Source organism: Rahnella sp. AN3-3W3, from assembly GCF_003263545.1.
Lineage (GTDB): Bacteria > Pseudomonadota > Gammaproteobacteria > Enterobacterales > Enterobacteriaceae > Rahnella > Rahnella variigena.
Genome location: NZ_JYDG01000016.1, coordinates 1 through 22,241 on the forward strand (window position 1 = coordinate 1; position 22,241 = coordinate 22,241).

The 22,241-nt window shown below is 52.3% G+C and carries 19 protein-coding genes and 2 pseudogenes; 10 read left to right on the forward strand and 11 right to left on the reverse strand.

Features of this window, described 5'->3' with window-relative positions; all coding sequences use genetic code 11:
* Positions 1-360: 360 nt before the first annotated feature.
* The 3 genes from UC15_RS07010 to UC15_RS07020 all read right to left on the reverse strand — a co-directional run bounded on the left by UC15_RS07010 (position 361) and on the right by UC15_RS07020 (position 2,641).
* On the reverse strand, positions 361-1,179 hold the full coding sequence (locus tag UC15_RS07010; protein WP_112287768.1) for a shikimate 5-dehydrogenase: 819 nt from the start codon (positions 1,177-1,179) through the stop codon (positions 361-363).
* A 110-nt stretch (positions 1,180-1,289) separates the two neighbouring features.
* Positions 1,290-1,808, reverse strand: a complete 519-nt coding sequence (locus tag UC15_RS07015; RefSeq protein ID WP_112287769.1) for an ATP-binding protein — start codon at positions 1,806-1,808, stop codon at positions 1,290-1,292.
* Positions 1,809-1,840: 32 nt separating this feature from the next.
* Positions 1,841-2,641, reverse strand: a complete 801-nt coding sequence (locus tag UC15_RS07020; protein WP_112287770.1) for an isocitrate lyase/phosphoenolpyruvate mutase family protein — start codon at positions 2,639-2,641, stop codon at positions 1,841-1,843.
* Between the two features lie 92 nt (positions 2,642-2,733).
* Between UC15_RS07020 and UC15_RS07025 the strand changes: the two genes are divergently transcribed.
* From UC15_RS07025 to UC15_RS07035, 3 genes and pseudogenes are all read left to right on the forward strand, one after another.
* Positions 2,734-3,654, forward strand: coding sequence for a LysR family transcriptional regulator (locus UC15_RS07025; protein WP_112287771.1), 921 nt, complete (start codon positions 2,734-2,736; stop codon positions 3,652-3,654).
* Between the two features lie 52 nt (positions 3,655-3,706).
* A complete protein-coding gene (alkB, locus tag UC15_RS07030; protein WP_112287772.1) occupies positions 3,707-4,360 on the forward strand; it encodes a DNA oxidative demethylase AlkB in 654 nt (217 codons plus the stop codon).
* 108 nt (positions 4,361-4,468) lie between these two features.
* Positions 4,469-4,949, forward strand: a pseudogene (locus UC15_RS07035) (cold shock domain-containing protein).
* Positions 4,950-5,006: 57 nt separating this feature from the next.
* Here UC15_RS07035 and UC15_RS07040 read toward each other — a convergent pair.
* From UC15_RS07040 to UC15_RS07065, 6 genes are all read right to left on the reverse strand, one after another.
* Entirely contained in the window at positions 5,007-5,975 is a 969-nt protein-coding gene (locus UC15_RS07040) for a spore coat protein U domain-containing protein (protein WP_112287773.1), read from the reverse strand.
* Entirely contained in the window at positions 5,972-8,518 is a 2,547-nt protein-coding gene (locus UC15_RS07045; RefSeq protein WP_112287774.1) for a fimbria/pilus outer membrane usher protein, read from the reverse strand. The genes UC15_RS07040 and UC15_RS07045 overlap by 4 nt, the downstream gene beginning before the upstream one ends.
* Before the next feature lie 18 nt (positions 8,519-8,536).
* On the reverse strand, positions 8,537-9,334 hold the full coding sequence (locus UC15_RS07050; RefSeq protein WP_232829833.1) for a molecular chaperone: 798 nt from the start codon (positions 9,332-9,334) through the stop codon (positions 8,537-8,539).
* Positions 9,335-9,352: 18 nt separating this feature from the next.
* A complete protein-coding gene (locus UC15_RS07055) occupies positions 9,353-9,865 on the reverse strand; it encodes a spore coat U domain-containing protein (protein WP_232829835.1) in 513 nt (170 codons plus the stop codon).
* Positions 9,866-9,924: 59 nt separating this feature from the next.
* A complete protein-coding gene (locus UC15_RS07060; RefSeq protein ID WP_112287776.1) occupies positions 9,925-10,443 on the reverse strand; it encodes a spore coat U domain-containing protein in 519 nt (172 codons plus the stop codon).
* A gap of 63 nt (positions 10,444-10,506) precedes the next feature.
* A complete protein-coding gene (locus UC15_RS07065; protein WP_232829834.1) occupies positions 10,507-11,106 on the reverse strand; it encodes a spore coat U domain-containing protein in 600 nt (199 codons plus the stop codon).
* A 368-nt stretch (positions 11,107-11,474) separates the two neighbouring features.
* Here UC15_RS07065 and UC15_RS07070 point away from each other — a divergent pair, with 368 nt between their 5' ends.
* Entirely contained in the window at positions 11,475-12,251 is a 777-nt protein-coding gene (locus UC15_RS07070) for a YdcF family protein (protein WP_112287778.1), read from the forward strand.
* Here UC15_RS07070 and UC15_RS07075 read toward each other — a convergent pair.
* A complete protein-coding gene (locus UC15_RS07075; RefSeq protein ID WP_112287779.1) occupies positions 12,230-13,798 on the reverse strand; it encodes an MFS transporter in 1,569 nt (522 codons plus the stop codon). The genes UC15_RS07070 and UC15_RS07075 overlap by 22 nt on opposite strands.
* A 115-nt stretch (positions 13,799-13,913) precedes the next feature.
* On the opposite strand from UC15_RS07075, the pseudogene UC15_RS07080 reads away from it, so the two are divergent.
* Positions 13,914-14,809: pseudogene (locus tag UC15_RS07080) on the forward strand (LysR substrate-binding domain-containing protein).
* A 114-nt stretch (positions 14,810-14,923) separates the two neighbouring features.
* Here the strand turns inward: UC15_RS07080 and UC15_RS07085 are convergent.
* A complete protein-coding gene (locus UC15_RS07085) occupies positions 14,924-17,017 on the reverse strand; it encodes a glycosyl hydrolase family 18 protein (RefSeq protein WP_112287780.1) in 2,094 nt (697 codons plus the stop codon).
* Between the two features lie 448 nt (positions 17,018-17,465).
* On the opposite strand from UC15_RS07085, the gene UC15_RS07090 reads away from it, so the two are divergent.
* The 5 genes from UC15_RS07090 to UC15_RS07110 all read left to right on the forward strand — a co-directional run bounded on the left by UC15_RS07090 (position 17,466) and on the right by UC15_RS07110 (position 22,161).
* A complete protein-coding gene (locus UC15_RS07090) occupies positions 17,466-17,912 on the forward strand; it encodes a winged helix-turn-helix domain-containing protein (RefSeq protein ID WP_112287781.1) in 447 nt (148 codons plus the stop codon).
* 21 nt (positions 17,913-17,933) lie between these two features.
* Positions 17,934-18,476 carry a glycoside hydrolase family 108 protein gene (locus tag UC15_RS07095; protein WP_112287782.1) on the forward strand — a complete coding sequence of 181 codons (543 nt, stop codon included), beginning with the start codon at positions 17,934-17,936 and terminating at the stop codon, positions 18,474-18,476.
* Between the two features lie 141 nt (positions 18,477-18,617).
* Positions 18,618-19,559, forward strand: a complete 942-nt coding sequence (locus tag UC15_RS07100) for a LysR family transcriptional regulator (RefSeq protein ID WP_112287783.1) — start codon at positions 18,618-18,620, stop codon at positions 19,557-19,559.
* A gap of 197 nt (positions 19,560-19,756) precedes the next feature.
* A complete protein-coding gene (locus tag UC15_RS07105; RefSeq protein WP_112287784.1) occupies positions 19,757-20,089 on the forward strand; it encodes a phage holin family protein in 333 nt (110 codons plus the stop codon).
* Between the two features lie 287 nt (positions 20,090-20,376).
* On the forward strand, positions 20,377-22,161 hold the full coding sequence (locus tag UC15_RS07110) for a chitinase (RefSeq protein ID WP_112287785.1): 1,785 nt from the start codon (positions 20,377-20,379) through the stop codon (positions 22,159-22,161).
* Positions 22,162-22,241 lie beyond the last annotated feature (80 nt).

Sequence of the window (22,241 nt, forward strand, 5' to 3'; positions counted from 1 at the left end):
ATTCTTTTTCGTTGTGAATGCGTTTTAATAAACGGAGCGACCATCCTGTTATTCATCAAGATTATTAAATAATCCTGTATTATTTAATTAAGTAATTTCCCATGGTAATGAGAACGCAGTCAGTACGCCTTATTTGAATGGCTATTTTAATAAATATGAATTATTGAAATAAATAACGGGTGGTTGCGGTTTAATCTGGCGAAAGATGAACTTATCATTGATTCATAATGAAAGCACATTAATGTATGCGAAATTTCAGCGAGGATTAATTTTATTTAAATATTGATACTACGTAACCTGGATATTATTAAGGGTAAAAAAGCCTCCCATATGAGAGGCTTTTTACGTTCTGACCGGAAATCAGCCCCGTGCGTGCGCCGCTGCCTTTTCAATCAGCTCATCAGACGGGCGTTTGCCGGTGTACAGCACAAACTGCTCGACGGCCTGTAATGCGGCGACTTCCTCACCGGTAATGATTTTTTTACCCTGTTCGCGACCATAGCGGATGAGCGGTGTTCCACCCGGCGCGACGACCACGTCGAAAACGGTGCTGGCGCGGTCGATGACCTGCTTTTCAAACGCCAGAGAATCGGCTTCTGCGGCGCCGGGCATACCGATTGGCGTGACGTTCACCACCATATCCACCGGTAAATCATCCACTTCGGCTTTCCATTCATAGCCATATTCTTCTGCCAGCGCACGACCATTGGCTTCGTTGCGGGCAATGATATAGCCCTTTTTGAATCCGGCATCACGGATGGCCGCGACCACCGCCTTGCCCATACCGCCGCTGCCGCGCAGGGCAAAAACGGCGTCGCGTGGTACCTGATAGCTGTCGAGCAATTTGGCGACCGCAATATAGTCGGTGTTGTACGCGCGCAGGAAGCCGTCGTCATTGACGATGGTATTCACGGACTGAATGGCGGTGGCGGAAGGATCCAGTTCATCGAGGAAAGGGATGCAGGCTTCCTTGAACGGCATCGACACGGCACACCCACGAATGCCCAGTGCGCGGACGCCTTTCACCGCAGCTTCGATATCTTTGGTAGAGAAAGCTTTGTAGACAAAATTCAGGTCTAACGCCTGATAGAGGTAATTATGAAAACGCGTGCCGAAATTTCCCGGACGACCGGAAAGGGACATACACAACTGCGTGTCTTTATTGATTTCCCGACTCATTTCGTTCTCCTTTCAGATATTCTTTATGACCTTGCGGCCTGTCAGAGCACCTTAGCTGAAACGATACGCCCCGACAATAATCCTGTTCCGGGACGGTCAGAGGTGGAAGCTTAATCGTGTCTGATCACGTGAAAACCTTCTTCCGGTTCCGGTGCGACAAAGTGACGGGATATCAGCTCAAACTGCTCATCGGTGACGCTAAACTGATGTGTTCCGGCCTGATTGCGCGCCCGCAGCCGGGCTTTACACACTTCTTCCGGTACGTTCAGATAATGCAGCTGATGGTCTGCGCCCGATCCCGTGATAAGACTCATCATCCACTGACGGTTCGGCACCGTATTAGCCGGAAAATCCAGCACTACCGAGACACCGGCCCTGAGCAGTGAAATCACATGCGGGGCAATGGCTTGTCTGAGTCTGGCCGAGCAGCGGACATAATCCGCTAAAGAGTGCATCTCATCCTGATAAAGATGGGCAAGCCACTGGTCTTCATTAAGCACGACGGTGCAAGGCGCGCTGGCCAGATGTTGGGACAGGGTGGATTTCCCCGAGGCTATTTTCCCGCATAGAATATGCAGAACTGCCGGGCGCGGTTGCGTGACATTGTCGGGGCTGGCTGTGGAATTCATTTATCTCTCCGGTTCAGGCGTTATCTGAGTCATTAAAACATCGCATTAATTTCTGAATATGGCGCGGCTTTTTCCAGCATAGGCGTCATTTCGTCGTGTTGCAGGAACCCGCTGACTAACTGCGCGTTGTGCGCCCATAACGTTTGCGGCAACCAGGAACCGGCGCTCAGGCGGCGTACGCCAATGCCTGCAAGCTCGCTGACCGGCGGCAGTCCCGGCCAGACCGCCACATTGAGCAGCAGATCCGTGCTGTCAGCAATGGCGCGTATTTCTTCTGCCTCCGCCAGCCCGATGACAAAAATGCCGTCGGCTCCGGCGTCGCGGTAAGCCTGAGCCCGCATGATGACCTCCGCTGCTTTTTCGCCAGCAGGAACCAAATTGCGTGCGTAAACGTCGGTGCGCACATTGATATAAAGATCTACACCGCAGCGGGCGCTGGCGGTTCTGATGGCTTCAATTTTCCGGCACAACACATGCGGATTGCCTGCGCCGTCCTCAATATTGATACCCACCACGCCCGTATCCATAAATCGTGAGACGGTTAGCGCAACCGTCGCCGGAATATCGCTGTAACCGCCTTCGATATCCGCAGACAACGGCACTGAAATCACCCGAGAAATCGATGCCGCGCGTGCGACATATTCCTCAACGGGCAACAGGTTGCCATCTCGATAGCCCAGTGACCAGGCGACGCCCGCGCTGGTGGTGGCAATGGCTGTCGCCCCCAGACTTTCAATCAGGCGCGCGCTGCCTGCGTCCCAGGCATTGGGTAATTTCAGCGGAGTTTGTTGCAGATGCAGTTCACGAAATAAGGTGGCAGATGGCGTTTTCATGGAAGGGTTCCTCAAAAAAGAATCATTCTAATCATGCTTAATTTTCCTGATAATAGCCGGAAATAACATTCATTCATTCGCTGAGAGCAATAATGAACGCGCCGTCCCTGCATCTGGTACAAACCTTTGTCGCGGTGGTTGAACATCATAGTTTTGTCCGTGCCGCCAGCGCGCTGGGCATTACTCCTTCTTCTGTCAGTCGTTTTATTAAAATGCTGGAACAGGAACTGAGCACCACGCTGCTGAACCGCACCACGCGGGCGATGTCGCTGACGGAAACCGGCAAACGCTATTACGCCGAATGCCATCAGGCGCTGTTGCAGCTTAATAATGCTGCCGGAATGGTGCGTGATGAACAGACGCTGCCTTATGGCGTGCTGGTCGTGAGCGCGCCGGTGGCGTTCGGTCATACCCATATCGTGCCTTATCTGAGCGAGTTTCTGGCGACCTGTCCACAGGTGCAGCTGGATCTGCGTCTGACCGATGACTACGTTGATCTGGTGTCAGAAGGCATCATGCTGGCGTTCCGGATTGGTCGCCTGAAGGATTCTTCTCTGATTGCACACAAGATGCTGGATAACCGGCGGATCCTGGTGGCGGCTCCGGCTTATCTGAAAAAACGCGGCACGCCGTTGAGCGCGGAAGATCTTCACGAGCATGAGTGTATTGTCTCTTCCGCCAGTCAGGATGGTGTGCTCTGGCGGCTATTTTTGAATGCTGAAGGATCGAATGCCAGAGAGTCGAATGGAGAAGAGCGAATACTGGCGCCAAAAGGATCGGTCAAAGTGGATAACGCCGATGCCGCGCGTCGGCTGTGTATTGATGGTCAAGGCATCGCGTTTCATTCCGCGGTCACCATGGCGGCGGCGATTGCCGCAGGGGATTTAGTGCAGGTATTGCCGCAATGGACAGGGCGGGAAACCGGTGTTTATTGTGTGCGACCCAACCGGCGTACCGGTCCGGCGGCGAAGGCGCTGCTCGACTTTTTGGCCGCGCGCTGGCAGCGTCCATGACTGTCTGGCCACATCCGTTATACTTAACTGATACGCATGAACGGAGGCGGTTATGAATTTGGATCTTTTCGATCACCCGGATTTTCACCCGAACTGGCGTGAAGACTTGTGTCCCGGCGCGGTAGTTTTACGCGGTGCTGCGCTGCAAGACGATGTGGCGTTGCTGGCGGAAATCGACCGTATTGCCGGGCTGGTACCTTTTCAGTATCGCGCGACGCCCGGCGGTTATGCGATGTCGGTGGCGATGACCAACTGCGGGGATGTAGGCTGGGTGACAGATAAAGCCGGATACCGTTATCAGGCGACGTCGCCCGAAAGCCATCAGCAATGGCCGCCGATGCCGGAACTGTTTCGCGCTATGGCGGTGAAAGCGGCAGAACAGGCGGGATTCCCGGGATTTGAGCCGGACGCCTGCCTCATCAACCGTTATCAGCCGGGCGCTAAAATGAGCCTGCATCAGGACAAGGACGAGCACGATTTCGGCCAGCCGATTGTTTCTGTCTCGCTGGGTTTACCGGCTGTTTTTCAGTTTGGCGGCATGGAGCGCAGCGATAAAACACAGCGCGTGCAGTTAACGCATGGCGATATTGTGGTGTGGGGCGGCCCGTCGCGGCTGCGTTATCATGGCGTGTTGCCGCTGAAAGCGGGCGAGCATCCGCTGACCGGATCCTACCGATTTAATCTGACGTTCCGAAAAGCGATATAAACTGAGGGTATCGGGCAGTAAAGCACAGGACTTTATCCTCATTCTGCTTTACACTGCCGCCCTGCAAAAACTGACATGTTGAATAGATAATTACTTAGGCGGTAAGCGATGAACGGCGTAATCACAACCTGGTTTGAAGATAAAGGTTTCGGTTTTATCAAAGATGAAAACGGCGATAACCGTTATTTCCACGTGATTAAAGTTGCAAACCCTGAGCTGATTAAAAAAAGATGCTGTAGTCACTTTCGAGCCGACCACCAATAACAAAGGCCTTTCCGCCTTTGCGGTGAAAGTCGAGCCGGAGAGCAAATACATCTTTATCGCCGGTGAGCGCATCAAAATCACCAGCATCAAGTCCTTCCTGGCGTTTAACGAAGAAGTACCGGCAGAGTCGAAGATCGACAAAGAAAACGCCGTGCTGTCCGTGGGCCTGCTAATGAACCGTATCCGCCCGCAGGAAGAAGAGAAGAAAGCAGAAACACGCACCATGAAAAAGCTGCTGATCACCACCTTCCAGAACAGCACTTATGTGTTTACGGAAGATGAAATTGATGTGGATGCCACCGTCAAAACGCTGAAAGCACTTTAAGATTTTCTGTTCCAAAACCGGTGCGCATTCGCTGCACCGGTTCTGTTTCCTCCCTCGTTAATACGTCACGGTTACTGTCACCGTATCGCTGTAGTTTCCGGCGGGCTGATTACTTTGCGACAAATTCACGGAAGCCGTATACGGAAACGATTGTGATGTGCCTGTACCGGTCGCGCTGCTGTTAGTTGCCGCCGTCCACACCGTGCTGTCGCCTTTAAATATCTGATATTGCAGATAACTGGTGGTGCCGCCGACGGTGGAGGCCATCTGCCGGTACTGGCCGGATGCCGCTACGCTGCTGGTGAGATTAACGGAATAACTGGCGTTCAGCGTACAGCGCACGCTGATGGTATTAGCAACAACGGTAGTCAGGCCGGAAGGCAGGGCAGCGCTGCCAAAACCTACGTTCGGCGCGCTGTCGATGTAGCAAAAGTTGGTGACGTTAAGCGTCAGGTTGACGGAACCGCTGACATTGCCGGTATCGGCGATACACAACAACGTGCCAACGGCCACCGAGCAGATGTTCCACGTCCAGGCGATGGGGATGGTATCGGTGTAGGTACCCGCTGCCAGATTGGACAAGGTTTTGGGCATCACATACAGCGGTAACGTGCCATTCGGCCCGGAGAACAATCCCAGTAATCCCAGGGCTGTCGTGCTGCTCCAGGTAATCACATCGCCCTGGTTATACACCGTGCCGCAACTGCTGTCTTTACACAGGTTGTAAGGCAGATACTGGCCGGTTGCCGCGCTGTAAAGGCGGGGCTGCGTGCCGCTGGGATGAAGTGTGGCGCCAATGGTCGCGGTTATCGTGTTGGTGCCGCCGATACTCAGTAAGGGGCCTGTGCAGCTTAAGCCGCTGCTGCCAGAAGTCACCAGCGGTGAAGTGCTGACCGCAAACGAGTTTTGGGTACCGAGCGTGATGGTGGTGGCCGCCGTGGTACAGCCGGCAAAAGCCTGCGATGACACGCCCGCCAACAGCATCAGCAGCAATCCCTGGCGTATCCACTGCCTGAACATTCTCATGATTTATCTCCTGCTGATGCGCCTGTTTTGCCACCCGGACATGACAGCGGCCCCACCTGCTCTATGCTGTGGCGATCAGGGTTCAGCGTGAAGCTGACCCGACAGACTGAATGATCTTCCTGCTGGATAGTCAGCACGTTGTTTTCCTTCAGATGCGAGAAGTACACCAGCCCGTCGTAACCGGTGACGGTGGTTTGCTGCGTATTTTGCTCTGTAACCAGTGTGCCCAGCTTGAGCGGTTGTCCGGCGGCGTCGTGCAGGGTGATATTGGCCGACAGCACTTTCTCCACGCTGAATTTCACCACCACGCCGCTGCCTTGTTTCACCGCGATGCGGTCATTGACGTTATTCGCAACCACGTCGGCGGGTAGCGGCAGGGTATCGATTTCCACTTTGGCCGGATAATACGAGCTGACGGTCGGGATCAGCAGATGGCCTTTCTTGTCGGTTTTGCCCATTTTCTGATTCTCGAAAAGTACCGGAACGTCGGCGTAATGGTCGGTATCGACCACGATAAAGGCGTCATTAATCTTGTCAGAGAGGAACCAGTCATTGGCCATAAACACGATTGAACCGCTTAAGTCAGCCCAGTTGGTGTAATCGCCCTGATTACCGTAGAGCCCACCCTGAATCGTGGCGAAGCGTGATTTCCAGGTGGCATCAGCCTGCTGATACGGATTGTTGCCGCCGCTGTAGGCCAGATTCCAGCCGAGTCCGCCGTCGGTTGGCGTGGCTTTGCTGGCGCCGATTTGCTCCTGATAATTGCCTGCGTTGTCACGCTGCACACCGGCATTCATGTTGATATTGGTGCCAATCGGAATGATAAATTGCAGCTGCGCGCTATAGCCGCTGTCGCCCAGCGTTTTGTTGAGAGATAAAAACATGCTGCTTTGTCCCCACAGCGAGCGGCTGTAGGAGAAATTCACCAGGCGCGTATGGGAATTGTCATAGGCTTCGACGTCGTAATAGCCGATGCCCATCGTGCCGTTCGACGGCCCAAACGGCGAGGTACTGAACGTCACCTGATCCGCCTGACGACTTAATCGCGTGTCGCTGGTGTACGACGTCAGATCCTGATAACCCACCGTGCGTTTTGAACGCAGCGCCGAGAGGCTGAACACCGTCGAATAGTAGGAATAACCCAGCGTGTACTGGCTGCCATCCTTTTTGTCAGTGATATTCTCACCGAGGGGATTTTCGATTTCGCCGCTGGAATTCGGGATGCCCGGCCTCTGCCCGTTGTTGTCATTATCCTGCGTAACTGTCTGATTATCGCTGCTGACCGGCGGATGATCGGCCTTACTCTGGCTGCCGGAAACGCTCAGCGTTCCCCAGGTTCCCACTGCCACATCTGCCCCTAATCCTCCCAGCGCCAGACCTTGTACGATTTCGGTATGACCGGACAGCGTCAGATAATCGCTCAGCCCGTAACGGTAAATACCGCTGAATGCGGCATCCGAATAATCGCCGTTAGTGACGCCATAATTATTGCGCACCGCCCCGAGCGAGAAATCGAAATCGCTGAGGTTTTTACGCAGCAGGGTGTTGGAAACGTAAAACGGCACGCTGGTTGAAACCTGACGTCCGACCGCATCGGTGGTGACAATGGTCGCTTCACCGGCACCGTTGATATACGGCACGTTGGTCAGCGTAAACGGCCCGGAATTCAGGTTGTTACTGCTGGCCTTATAGCCGTTGAGAAACAGATCCACCGTGCTTGGTACCGCCGCTGTACCGCTGTACTGCAACAACGGATAAGTCACCAGATCCGGGCGAACGGCAAAGTTGCGGCTGATACGCAAACCGCCCATGCGCGCCGAATTACTCCAGGTCAGGGAGTCACTGACGAAATCCCCGACCTGATAGCTGATCAGGTTCTTTTCGTCGGTAAAGCGCCAGAAGGTGTCGTAACGCAGATAGCCGTCCTGCGCGGTGCTGCCGCCATTTTCGTTATTGCCCGAACCGTCGATGTTATAGCGGTAAGTGCCGGTATTAGTGAGCAATCCGAGGCTGCTGAATAAACGTTGCTCCATCCAGGTGGCGATAGATTTAGAACCACCCGGCGGGTCGGTGTAGTACGAGTCATAGTTAAACAGCAGGCCGGTGCTGCTTTGCGACGGCGTGTAGTTCATCAGCGGATCGCCGCTGACCTTCTGGTTCGGCAGCCAGGCGTCCGGCACGGTTAACACCAGTTGCTGGGTGGCTGAATCGTATTTTGCTTTAACGTCCGGCAATTCGCCGACATTGATCAGCCCCTGCTGACCGTTAATGTGGATGTGATTTTTTGCCAGTACACCGGCTTCCACGAAATAGGCATTATTGCGATACGTCACCGGCACCACCTGATTATCTGTCTGGCCGTTGACCACAATCGACAGATAAAACATGGCGTCGGTCACCACCGGTGCCGCTCGCGGGGCATCGGGCAGTGACGAATATTCCTGTGCCTGCGCGCCGAAGGCGCTCAGATACAACAGGCACAGGCTTCCCCGGAAAATCAGCACACGCTGACAACCTGCACCGGGAAGCGATCTTTTTGGCATCCGTGGCGGCTCCTGCTGTTATTCGCCGCGTGGAATGACAATCGGTTTGGTGTTATCGGCAATTTGCGCATTGAGCTGTGCGCCCGGCGTGACGCCTGCTGGCACCGGCCAGCGCATCTGCTGCCCCGGCAATACATACCCCATAAAACCGCCGACCATGGTTTTGACTCCTTGCTTCTGATTGCCAGCGGATGACCAGAACACGTTGCTCAGACGCGCATGGACAATGCCGGTATTGCGCACCTGCAAATAGGTTTTGCCGCCTTCGGATAGCGAACGCCAGGTGAGGATCGGGCGGGTCGCCGTTGACTCATCGCGTTTCATATCAGGACGTTCGTTGGTCCATAAACTGCCGCCATCCATAAACAGCGGCAGGAGATAACGCATCTGCAATTGCAGCCCGACTACCGCCTTGTCTTTGCCTTCACCGGCATTGTTCAGCGGAGACGGAATTTCATCGATGATAATGCGGTACGCCTGTTCAGTATTCGCGGGCACCGGCGTGTTGCGGATCAAACGGATCAGCTGGCGCTGGCCCGGCGGCACGGTGGCGAACGGCGGACTGGCGACCACGTTAGTCTGATCGGCGTACTTCTCGTTAAAATTCTCCTGCTTCCAGGCCAGCACGCGCACCTGCAAAGACACCGGTTCTGCGCCACGGTTTTCCAGCCACAGGGCCGATCCGTTCTGATCGGATTCGATAATCTGATAGACCGGCCACACCAGCACCGAACTGGCGGCCTGAACCGCCGTACCGGAAAACAAAGCCACAGCCAGAGTAGTGGCAGCCATCATGCGTGAGAACATCGTCGTCATAGCTCATATCCTGATGATTCAATAAGTGAGAGTCACGGTTACCGTGTCGGTGTAAGTGCCCGCAGTGGGTGACGTCGTGAAAGAAAACAACCGGCCATAAACCGGGTAAGTTTGTGTTGTTGAGGGAAAGCTGCTGATGGTCATCGCCTGCGCGCCGGTTCCCCAAACCACGGTGCGTGCGGCGTTCTGATAAAGCTGATAGCCAAGCGTCGCGGTGGCACCGCTGTTGGCCATGTAACGTTGTGCGGCGGAGCCGCCGTGAATGCCGTAATCCATACCAATCGCCACCGTGGTGCCCGGCGTGCAGGTGACCACCACCGAGCCTGCACCCGAGGTGCTGGTCACATCGACATTGGTGGGAACGGAAGGAAATGAGCCGAAATTGAGGATGCCGAGATTGGTGGTCGGGCTGGAAAGTGAGCTGCCGAAAACGCAGCCATTGGTGAGCGTGGCCGTGACGGTAAATGTGGCGGTGGCTGTCGCGGCGCGCGCTGAACTGCACATTATCAGCGGCATCAGCGGCAACGACATCAGGGGCAGCAATATGAGCAGCACCTGTGGCACCAGCAAACGGCCAGGCATAAAAACCTCTACCAGGATACGGTGACATTCACCGTATCCTGATAAACACCGGCAGCAGGCGTGGTCTGAGCAGGAACGCGGCCATAGACCGTGCTCCACTGATCCGCGCCATTACCGGTTCCGCTCACACCGGTCACGTTATCCCAGACGGTGGTACGCGCCGCCGTGGTGTAAAGGTTGTACTGCAAGGTCAGTGCGCTGTTAGTGGTATTGACCATCCTGCGGGCGGTAACAACGCCACTGCTGCCGCCATCCATGACGATTTTATACGTCAGCCCGTTCACGCAATTCACGCGAATCGACCCCGCCAGTTGCGCGCTGGTGGCGTTAATTGCGCTGGTGAGCGACGCATAATTGCCAAAATTCAGCGTACCGAAACTGGTGCTGCCGGACGTCGTGGTTCCCGCATTGCAGGCGGGCAGCAACGTGGCGCTGATGCCTATCGTTGCCGCCTGGCTGAATGGAATGCGCAACTGCATTGACACCAGCAGGGCAGCCGGCAATAGCAGCAGTACCTTGATGTCCATGATCTTTCCTTCCTTGAAACAAAAGCCAGTCAGAGCCGAAACCGGCTCTGATGGAAAACAGCCTTACCAGGAAAGAGTGGCAACAACGGTATCGTTATACGTCCCCGCAGCCGGTGTGGTGCTGGTCTGGTCAGCAGGCAGCACACGACCATAAATCGGGATATTTTGCGCAGTGGTGCCCGTCGTCAGAGTAATCGGCGTATTGATGGCGATTTCTGTGGTACGTGCAGTGTCAGAATAGAGACGGTAAGGAATGCTGTTGCCGCTGGATGTCATGGTCCGCAGCCCGCCGGTTGCCGCCAGTCCGCCGTTCAGTGACAGCGTCGGTGTCAGCCCGGTGCTACAGGTGATGGTGACGGCACCGGTGCCATTGGCACCAAATACTGTCCCGTTGATCACGCTGGTCAGATCCGCGTAGTTACCAAAGTTCAGGGTACCCCACTGGTTGGTCCCTCCCGTTGATGTGCCGTTACCGACAGTACAACCGGTGCTGATGGTCAGCTGAACGCCTACCTGCCCTGTTAAGGTACCGGCTGCCTGAACACCTGCCGCTAAGATCAGCGTTGCAGCAGCAAGACCGGCCAGTAATAATGATTTTTTTTCGCCCATGATGACTCCCAATAACCGCTTACACAGTTGTGTATTCATGCAACGGCGTTGCATGTGGAAATCCTCTGGTGGTCAATAATTAACGCTAAAAAACTGCAAAAAAAGCCGGTAATTAACAGCGTTCAGGCCGGGTGTTATGTTTTCCCTTCACAATGGAACGGAGCCCTGACCTTATGCGCATGATGAAAAACGCCGTTATGGTTAAATATAAGTTAATAAATTTACCTTAAGGGGATCTTTTCAGCATTCTGGTTAATAAGGATAAAAATTCTATAAATTACAAATTATCCATTTTTAATCCTGTTTATTTTTGTTTTGTGTTGTTAATGATTGCGTTAAGACCACTAAACGATGAGGTTTTTTAACCATTGATTTTGTGATGTTATCAATTTGCTTCTCGTGATAGCTCAACGGAGCTACTGATGTTTTCAGATGATGTGATTCAAGACATGAACCGGCTGGCGCATTTTCTGGCCTTTGATCAGACGTCAGGAAAGGGACCGCAAGGTGAACCGTCTCTGATGATCCTGCTGGGCAATGCGATTTTGCCGACCGCCGAAGCGACGTTTCAGGCGCTGGCGCAGGGGCGGATTTCCCGTTTGCTGATTGCCGGAGGGATCGGGCATTCCACTGACTTGCTGTATCAGGCGATACAGACGCATCTGCGCTACCGGCACATCCATACATCAGGTCGCAGTGAGGCCGAAGTGCTGAACGATATTGGTGTTCAGTGCTGTGCTGCGCCGCAAAAGCAGATTTTGCTGGAAACCGCCTCAACCAACTGTGGCGACAATGCCTTACAGGCCCGACGGGTGCTGGATCTGGCCGGTGATCGCTCCACGCACATCACGCTGGTACAGGATCCGCTGATGCAACTGCGCACCGATGCCAGTTTCCGCCACGTCTGGCGCGATCGCCCTGAAGTGACATTTGTTAACTGGCCGGTGCTGGTGCCTCAGCTGGAACGTGATGGCGAGGGGCTGCGTTTTGCCGGAGAAGGGCATCACAGCCTGTGGTCGCTGCCACGGTTTGTGTCGCTGCTGCTCGGTGAAATCCCACGTCTGCGTAACGCCCCTGGCGGTTATGGCCCGCGCGGAGCGGGCTTTATCGCAAAAGTGGATATTCCGGCAGAGATTGAGGAAATTTATGCCCGGCTGAAACCGGTGCTGGAAGCGGATTACGGCGACAGATCCTTCTGACATCCGGCAGGTACGGGATCGGTTTCATCCTGATGATTCCCGCGCAGCGCCAGCAGCACCACCAGCGCAGAGAACAGCGTAATCGCCATCAGACATAACAGTAACGGATGCAGTGAAGCGGCATAAATCTGCTGAAGCTGCGCCGTGCTGGCCTGTGGAATAAGCTGTTGCGCCACGGCGAGATTACCGGTCGCCAGCCGCTGCGCCGCCTGACTGATTGCCGGGGAACTCCCCGCCTGAACACTGATCGCGCTGCCTGCAAAATTTGCCGTCAGCGCGGTGTGCGTTAATGCCGAAAGAATGGCACCAACGATCGCCAGTGAGACGCCTTCGCCGGCCACCCGCGTGGTGCTGAAAATCCCGGTCGCCATGCCCGCCCGTTCTTTGGGAACGACGCTCACTGACAGTCCATCCATCAGTCCCCACGGCAGACCGGTACCGATGCCGATCATTACCATCGGCGCAATCATCGCGGTCATATCCTGCGCCAGTACCGCCTGACTTAACCAGCCTAATCCTGCGGCGGCAATCACTAAACCCGAGGTGCATAACACGCCTGCGGACACCCGGCGCGTAAGCCATGCCGCCAGCAGCGGAACCACCAGCATCGGCACCGAAAGCGCCATCATCATGAGTCCGGCCCGTTCTTCGCTAAGATTTTCTACGCCGATAAACAGCATCGGCAAAATCACCAGCAGCACCACAAAACAGAAACCGGTCGCCAGCGGCAGCGCCTGCACACCGATAAAACGGATATAGCGGAACAGCGATAAGTCGAGCATCGGGTTGTTTACGCGATGCTCCACCATGACAAAAACGGCCAGTAACAGCGCCGCACCCGCCAGCAGCGATAGTACCCGGACGCTTTGCAGACCGGATTGCGGGATTTCCATCAGCGCCCAGGTCAGCAATGCCAGCATGGCGGTGAAGGAGACGGTACCCGGCCAGTCGATACCCGTCGCCTGCGGATTACGGGTTTCGCGCATTTTACTGGCACCGCTCACCAGCGCCAGAGCTGCAATCACCGTCGCGGAGAAAAACACCGCACGCCAGCCGAAGTGGGCGATGAGCACGCCCGCGAGGAACGGACCGAAGGCCAGCCCGATGCCAAAACTGCTGCCCATCAGGCTGAAAGCCCGGGTACGCGCTGCGCCGTCGAATTCCTGTGCCAGAGCCGCCGCGCCGCCCGCCAGTGCGCCCGCCGCCGCGATGCCTTGTGCGGCGCGCAGCAGATCAATCCACAGCAAATTGCTGCTGAAAGCCTGCAATAACGACAGCAACGCAAACAGCGAGACACCGCTGATGAACACTTTTTTACGCCCCAGTTCATCGGCCAGCGCACCGGCGGCCATCAGAAAGCAGCCGAAAGTGAGCATAAATGAATTGGTTATCCAGCTCAGCGCCTGCGCACTGCCGCTGAGTTCGCGGGCAATAGCAGGCGTTGCTACTGCACCGCTGACAAAATTAAGCGGCAAAATCACCGCCGCCAGACATACGGTAAACAAAACGCGCAGGCTGCCCGTTGAGGGGGCTGTTAATGAGTTCATGGCTGCTTCCGACAATTGAGAATAAAAATGATGATAAAATGTCTGTAATCTTGCGGAAACAGGTCGTAAGTCCGATGATTAAGGACTAAAACGCTCTAATAGACGGGAAGGGAAAATGGAGAACCTCAACGGCCTGCTGGCCTTCGTCCGCGCGGCGCAGAGCCAGAGTTTTGCGGCGGCGGCGGAGCGCATGGGGATTTCGGCCTCGGCGGTTGGCAAAAGTGTGGCGCGGCTGGAGGAAAAACTCAGCGTGCGGCTATTCAACCGCAGCACGCGGCGCATCAGCCTGACCGATGAAGGCCAGCTATTTTTCGAACGCTGCCAGCAAATCGTTTCGCAACTGGAAGAGGCGGAGCAGGAACTGGTGCGAATTTCTGCCGAGCCACGCGGAAAATTACGCATTACCGCGCCCGCTATTGGATACCGCATGTTGTTGCCGCATCTGCCGGAATTTCGTCAGCGTTATCCCGATGTCGAACTGGATTTGGATTTCAGTGACCGGATGGCAGATGTCATCGACGAAGGCTTTGATATCGCCATCCGCAGCGGCGAACTGAACAGTTCACAGATGATGTCACGCCGCCTCGGGCCGTTCCGGTTTGCCATTATAGGAAGTCCGGCGTATTTCGCCAGCCATCCGGCGCCGCTAAGACCTGACGATCTTTATCAGCACGCCTGCCTGCGTTACCGGTTACCGGGCAGCGGACAGTGGCAGGAATGGGAGATGACTGGCGTGACGCCGCCTGAACTGCCGCTGGCGCTGAGCAGCAATAATCTGGAATCGATTTTGCAGGCTACCTTGCAGGGACTGGGACTGGCCTATGTACCGGAATTTATCGTACGGCCATATATTGAGTCCGGAGAACTGGTGGCGGTGCTGCAAGATTATCTGAAAGAAGGCGGAAAATTTTCGTGGTGTGGCCGAGCAGCCGTCATATGCTGCCAAAAGTGCGGGTGTTTATAGATTTTCTTACTGAAAAGCAGGTGCTTGGTGAGCACACTCCTGAGTAAAAAAACGGGGCACAAGGCCCCGTGAGATTTTTTATACAGGTCAAAAGAGGTTTATTACAGGTCAGAAGAGATCTATCTCAGGTCTGACGAGATTTATCTCAGGTCTGACGAGGTTCAGATTTGCTTCCACTGTGACCATTCGCCGGTAAATTCGGCTTTGCCCGGCTGGTTGCCCTGAGTCCAGTAATTGGCCTGATAATCTTTACCGTTCAGGCTGACTTTATCGCCAGTGTTGTACACTTTGCTGGATTCCCAGGTGGCATATTTGCCGGCCGGAGATGGAGTTGGTGTCGGTTCAGGCGTTGGTTCAGGCGTTGGTTCAGGCGTTGGTTCCGGAGTCGGCTCTGGTGTCGGTTCAGGCGTTGGCTCCGGTGTTGGTTCTGGTTGAACAGCTGCATTGCCCAGAACGGTCACGGTGATGGATTTGGACGATGATTTCTCACCATGCTCATCAGTCACGACCAGACTGAAGCTGAAGTCAGCTTTACTGACCAGCTCAGGCGCGGTGAAGTCTGCGGACACAGCACTATAAGAAGACAGCGCAATGGCAGCTGGCGCGGTCCATTTATACGTCAGCTTGTCGTTGTCGCGGTCGGCAGAACCCGCTGCACTCAGACGCACTTTCGAGCCGCTGAACACCTGCAGGGCAATATCACCAGTTGGTGCCACATTACTTTCTGCTGGGACTTCATCATCCGGTACCTGACCACTGATGTTAACCCCTTCAAAATACAGCGGCGCCATGTCGATAACTTGATTTTGAATAGTGCAACCAAGGCCTTCACGTGCGGCATTCACCAGCAGGCCGTTGTCCTGATCGATAGTCCAGGTAAACAGCGCACCCAGGCCTTTTTCAACCACATAACGACCTTTTTCCCGCACGGTACGCGGGGTATCAATCGACATGAAAATGCCGCTGTCTTTGTTATAAAGATAATCGGCATCTGCTACCTGATCGGTATAAACCTGGAAACCATTTCGTCCTTTTTGATTTTCCAGATCCAGGTAGTTATTTACCAGGTCGTACCATTCGGTGGTGCCGCTTTCGAATGTTCCGACGGTGGTTTTGCCTGCATCAGGGGTATAAGTCCCTTCTAGCGGAGAATAGCTTTCCAGTACCGCATTCTGCGCATTGCGGGAATAAGCCGCATAGCCAACGTTCATGCGATCAGCCGGGAAGCCTTTTGCCAGCAGGTAATCAATGATGGTGTCGATGCCCCAGCCGCCTTCAACCAGTGCATGCAGATTGGTGTGGTGCGTCAGTTTTTCCGCCCACGGCGTGCCGAAGAAGTCATACGTCATCAGGTTGACGCCATGCAGACCGGCGGCCAGCAGGGCAGGAACATTGGATTTTTCCAGAATGGCCACGACGGCGGAGCTGGCGATGCTGATTTTCACATCAGAGCGCTTGATAGCCGCCATTTCTTTGGTGATTTCAGCAATCAGCAGGGCGTAGTTGGCGCCATCATTGTCATCATACGGGTTGTTATTCCCGGCATTCCCCGGATATTCCCAGTCGATATCCACTTCGCTGAACATTGGGAAGCGGGTAAACAGGTTTGCCACGCTTTTCGCAAAAATTTGACGCCCGTCTGCAGTTTTCGCCATGTTGTGGAAGCCGTTACTTAATGTCCAGCCACCAATACTCATGGAAAGCACCAGATCATGACCGACCGCTTTTGCGCGTTTTTGCAGGTCACGTAAGCCGCCAATCAAACCTTTTACATTGGCTTGTGTCGCGCTGGCCGGAGAAAGTTCAACCCAGCCCGGATTGTCGAGATTGTTATTAACGGAAGAGCCGAAGTCACCCCATGGATCCAGGAACGTCGCCTGGTGGGTGGTTTTGCCCAGGTCCTGTGCGGCTTTGGCGACGGTAATCGCTTTCTCACCCTGGTCGCCGACGATGCCGACGAAACCAAAAATGATTTTGTCGTAAGCGGTTGGTGGAATATTCGCGAGATCAAAACCACGCCCCCTTTTATCTGCTTCTATTTCTGGATCTTGTAAACGACCATCATATTGTGACCAGTCTGTATAATAGCCAAATACTTTAGGCTTATTCGCTGTATTGTATTTGTTATAAACCGGTTTAGTCACACGTGCAGAGGTATAGCTGTATTTCTCTGTTTCTGTAGCCGGTTCAAAACCGTCTTTAGTATAAGAGGCTTTGGTCAATTCATCGGTCTGAATAATTCTGCTGGTAGGCATAATGGTTTCCTAAAGTTTAATTGAATACATCAACAGCCGTTTGCTGCTGGTGGATATAATCGTTGCGGAATTAAAAACCAGCAAATCACATTGAGATATAAATAAAAGTGACTAAGATAAAAAATGTGATTACTTTTTAAATGGTGTGTGTTGGTTTATTTTACTGTCGTCATCAATCGCACTGATGGCAAAATTACATATCACAAATTAGCAAATAAAAACATTACTATTCAGTTGCTTGAGTGGTGTGTTGTTGTTGAGTGAGAATTAAGTTCTTTTTGAGTTTTACTTAATACCCGCCGTTTTTTTCTCTATGAGTCACATCTTAACTAAAATACTTAATATTAATCCTATTGCCTGTGGAGAAATTAATAAAAGTAGATACGCTTAATCATCAGCAAAGATTACGTGGGGGTTTTCAGATGGCTGTAATAATGGAGGGGAGAGGATGATGGCTGTTTACCTGATAAATAGTGAATATGTATTTAATGAAAAAACAAAGGAATTTAAAAAACTCCACAGTGATGTAAACATTAAACTGACTTCAATGAGAGCACGTTGCCTGAGTTATATAATCGAACATGCCCATGATGAGGTCATCGAAAAAGAAGCAATCTCGCAAGCATTGTGGGGGAGTCGCAGTAAATTCACCAGCGACGCCAGCCTCACTCAGACTCTTTATTTAATTCGTCGTGATCTTAAATTTGCCGGGCTGGATGAATTTTTTATTACCGTGCCGAAATCAGGTATCCGTGTCAGTACCTCAGCCACCGTCGAAATCATGGAAGATAAGGCCCCACCAGTCAAAAACGTCAGACCGTGGCTGCTGGCGTTTGGTTTTATCGTCTCAGTGTTATTGCTCGGTACCGCGTTGTTCCTGACGCTTCAACTTTAATCGTTGTCGGAGGAATACCTTATGTTTACCAATCCTGTGATCAATTCTGTACTGAAAAACGAAGGCGGGTATGTTGACCACCCGAATGATACCGGCGGTCCGACCCACTGGGGTATTACCGAAAAGACCGCCCGCAGTTATGGCTACACGGGGAAAATGGTCGATTTCACGAAAGAAGATGCCTACCTGATCCTTGAGAAAAATTACTGGTATCAGCCGGGATTTGACAAAGTCTATGCCATCGCACCCGTACTGGCGCTGGAACTGTGCGATACCGGCACCAATATGGGGCCGGTGGTGGGCATCAAATGGTTGCAACGCTGGCTGAATGTGTTTAATCAGGAGGAAGCCCATTATGCCGATATCACCGTTGACGGCAAAATTGGCCCCGGCACCTTAAAGGCGTTATCGCATTTCCTTGAGAAACGCGGTACGGAAGGCGCCGGGGTACTTGTCATCTCGCTCAATTGCAGTCAGGGGCAACGTTACCTGGAACTGGCTGAAGGGCGAACTGCCAACGAATCATTCGTTTATGGCTGGATGAAGGGGCGGATAAATCTCTAATTTTGTCGGAATCTTCGGTGAATGCATATGCAAATCATAATGCTTATCACTATTAAAGGTGGATTTTTCTGACAGTAAAATGCATAAAGAGTTGTATTATTTATTTTGCAGAAAACTATCCCATTATCTGGAGAGTCAATAATGAATGAGCCAAGTGCGATTAATTTCGATTACAACCTAATTAAGATAATGAACGAAGTCATTGTTTCAGGGAATATCTCAAAAGCGGCAGAAAATCTGAGCCTTACACCCTCAGCAATAAGTTTGTCGATAAACAAACTCAGGCGGCATCTTGGGGAGGATTTGTTCTACCGTACGGCTACTGGTCTGAAACCCACCGCCACCGCGCTGGATATTCATGATTCCTTTGTTAATGCGATTACAATTATTGAAGATGTCCTTCAGTCGACAAAAACGGAGGGGCCATCCTGTCCAATATTGCGCGTAATGTGTCCTGATGTACTTGAGGATTATTATTTTAACAGGATGTATAAGAACGACTCAGGCAAAGCAGTGAAAGTAGAGTTTTCCAGTACGAATAATATTAAGAGTGATGAAATGGTAAAGAGTTTGTTGCATGCCAATATTGATGTGGTGATTTCGCATCATGTCCTGCAACATGAAAAAATCACGTCGGTAAAGATGGATGCCATGGATAACTTCGTTATCTTGTGCGGTGCCAACAGTTTATTATCCAATCAAAAAGAACTGGCGTTGTTGCACTACTATGCATTACCTCACGCCGTCTATAATGACGGTGTTTATACTGATTTCACCAACCTTCTTGGCACCTCCCTGACCATTGATGCGCCTTATGCGGGCCTGGTCAAGGTCATTTACCGCTCTTCTTCTATCAACGGTATCATCAGCGCACTGGAACGCAGTGATATGCTGACGGTCCTGCCTCGTATGCTGGCAGACTATTTTATCAGGGAGCGAAACTGTAAGCTAAAGTACTTTGATTTACCGAAAGAAATTTCTATCAAACAGTCGCCTGTTTACATGCATTACTTGTCCAACAGCAGCAAAAGACGTTATGTACATATGGTACTTTCTCAGTTGAAAGCCGTTGAGCCTGTTTGAAAGATGTGGCAATAAATGCGGTTAAAGAGTTTTACGATGAGATATTTTTATTTTTTAATGAGTGCTTTTTAATAAATATACTGCACAAGATGATTAAAATTAATTATTGACGTTAAGTCATTATTGCCTTGATGCGAACCGGATTATGATTGTCGCAGTTATCTAATTGTGCTTAATTAATCTATGAGGTTTTCATCATGATCAGTTTTCATGCTAAAGAAGTAGTATTTATCGAATTTGAATTATTAGTGTCCATATTAGTGATGTCGTCATGGGGTGGGTTGGTGCGTTTTATTATGTGCTGCAAAACTAAACCTACTGTTGAGGATATTTATAAGTGCTTTGCGCAAATTGTCGTGTCGTGTTTCACCGGCTTTCTGTTAAGCATTGTTTTTATTGAAAGGGATATGGGTTTTAATATGATTTTGTTGACCTCCGGGATGGGAGGCGTGCTCGGTGGGCCGTTATTAATGATAGCGGGTGACCGGGTGAAGAGGTTGGCGGAAAAATTTACGTTTGCTCAGCGGTAAACGAAGGGAATCAATGAAATTTCACATTGAGTGACAAATATGCGGATCGATTCCAGTGAGTCGGTCCGCATTTTTATTTTTGACGTAAGTTTGTAAGCCGTAATTTAATAAATATCATCCTGTTTTTATGATGTTTATGACTTTGTTTTTATTAGCAGAAATGTAATTGGGAGAATAACCTTTTGAGTAACAGGGCAGGGAGGTATTACAGAGACTCTGGCCAGTTAATATCATGCGGAAATTATTTTTCAGCATTTAACTTCGACTCAATATATAAGGTTATCCTTATGCGCAGAACCAAAGATAAAGCCCTTTTACAGCTTATAACCCTTTCCTGTCTGATGTCCGGCATGGCACCGGCGCTGGCAGCCGATACGTCAGAGCCCTATGTCATCAAAGAAAGTGACCTGATCAAAAAAGAGAACAGCCTGACTCAAAATCCGTTGATGCAGGAAGTGAAAGCGTCGATCCGTACGCTGGACAACGATTCTGTTGATAAAATCGCCCCTGGCCGCAGCGATAACCCGGCTAACGTCAAGCGGGTGGAAAGCATTCTGGGCAGCGATAAGTGGGACTATATCTTCCCGCTGCGTGACCCGAGCTATACCTACACCAAATTCCTGCAAGCCATCGGTAAGTTCCCGGCGGTGTGCGGTACGTATACCGATGGTCGTGATTCTGATGCCATTTGCCGCAAAGGTCTTGCCACCATGTTTGCACACTTCGCGCAGGAAACCGGCGGCCACGAAAGCTGGCGTCCTGAAGCCGAATGGCGTCAGGGGCTGGTATTCCTGCGTGAAATGGGCTGGAAAGAAGGGCAGAAAGGCGGCTACAACGGCGAATGTAACCCGAACGTTTGGCAGGGACAAACCTGGCCGTGTGGCAAAGATGCCGACGGGGATTTTGTCAGCTACTTCGGTCGCGGAGCCAAACAGCTTTCTTATAACTATAACTATGGCCCGTTCTCCGATGCTATGTTCGGCACGGTCAAAACCCTGCTGGATAAACCGGAGCTGGTGGCTGACACCTGGCTGAACCTTGCCAGTGCGGTATTTTTCTATGTGACGCCACAGGCACCGAAGCCGAGCATGTTGCATGTGATCGACGGAACGTGGCAGCCAAACGATCATGACAAAGCTAACGGTCTGGTACCGGGATTCGGCGTGACGATCCAAATCATCAACGGCGGCGTTGAGTGCGGTGGCCCGCAGGATATTGCACAGGGTCTGAACCGTATCTCGTACTACAAAAGCGAAGCGGAATACCTGAAAGTGCCGGTTCCGGCAAACGAAGTGCTGGGCTGCAAAAACATGAAGCAGTTTGATTCCGGTGGCGCGGGCGCATTGCCGCAATACTGGGAACAAGACTGGGGATGGTCAGCAGAAACCCCTACTGGCCTGACGTATTCCTGTCAGCTGGTCGGTTACCAGACACCTTACTCTGCGTTCAAAGAGGGTGATTACAAACGCTGCGTGCAACACTACTTTAACGTGAAAGTGGTGGATGATGCCGGTAAAGAGGAACCAGTGACGCCTGCCCCGGAACCGACGCCTGCACCAACACCTGAACCGACGCCAGCCCCGGCTGACGGCAATTCAGCGCCAGTGGCAAAACTCTCCGGCCCGATTGGTGATGTGGAAAGCCAGGCGAATGTAACGCTTAATGCGGCTGAATCCACCGATGCTGACGGCGATAAACTGACTTACAGCTGGCTGCTGCCGAACGGCACTACGCTTGCCGGTAACGATCGTAAGTCGCTGAGTTTTGTTGCACCGGTGGTGACCAGCAAACAAAGCTTCAACTTCACCCTGACCGTCTCAGACAGTAAGAAAAGCAGTGTGGCGACGTATGTTCTGACAGTCACACCGAAAGTATTGCCGCTCCCTGATGCAGGCACCAGCACCGGCTGCGCTGATAACTGGGATGCCGGTAAAGTGTATAACGGCGGAGAAAGTGTTAACTGGAAAGGTAAGGAGTATCTCGCGAATTACTGGACTCAGGACAATGAGCCAGGTAACCCGTCATTCACCGGTGAATGGTCACAGTGGAAAGAGATCAAAGCCTGTAAGTAACGTGTAATTCATTGGCAAATCTACAGTAAGTCCGGTTTCCGTTCACCGGGGAAAACTAAAATGGGTGCGAATTTCGCGCC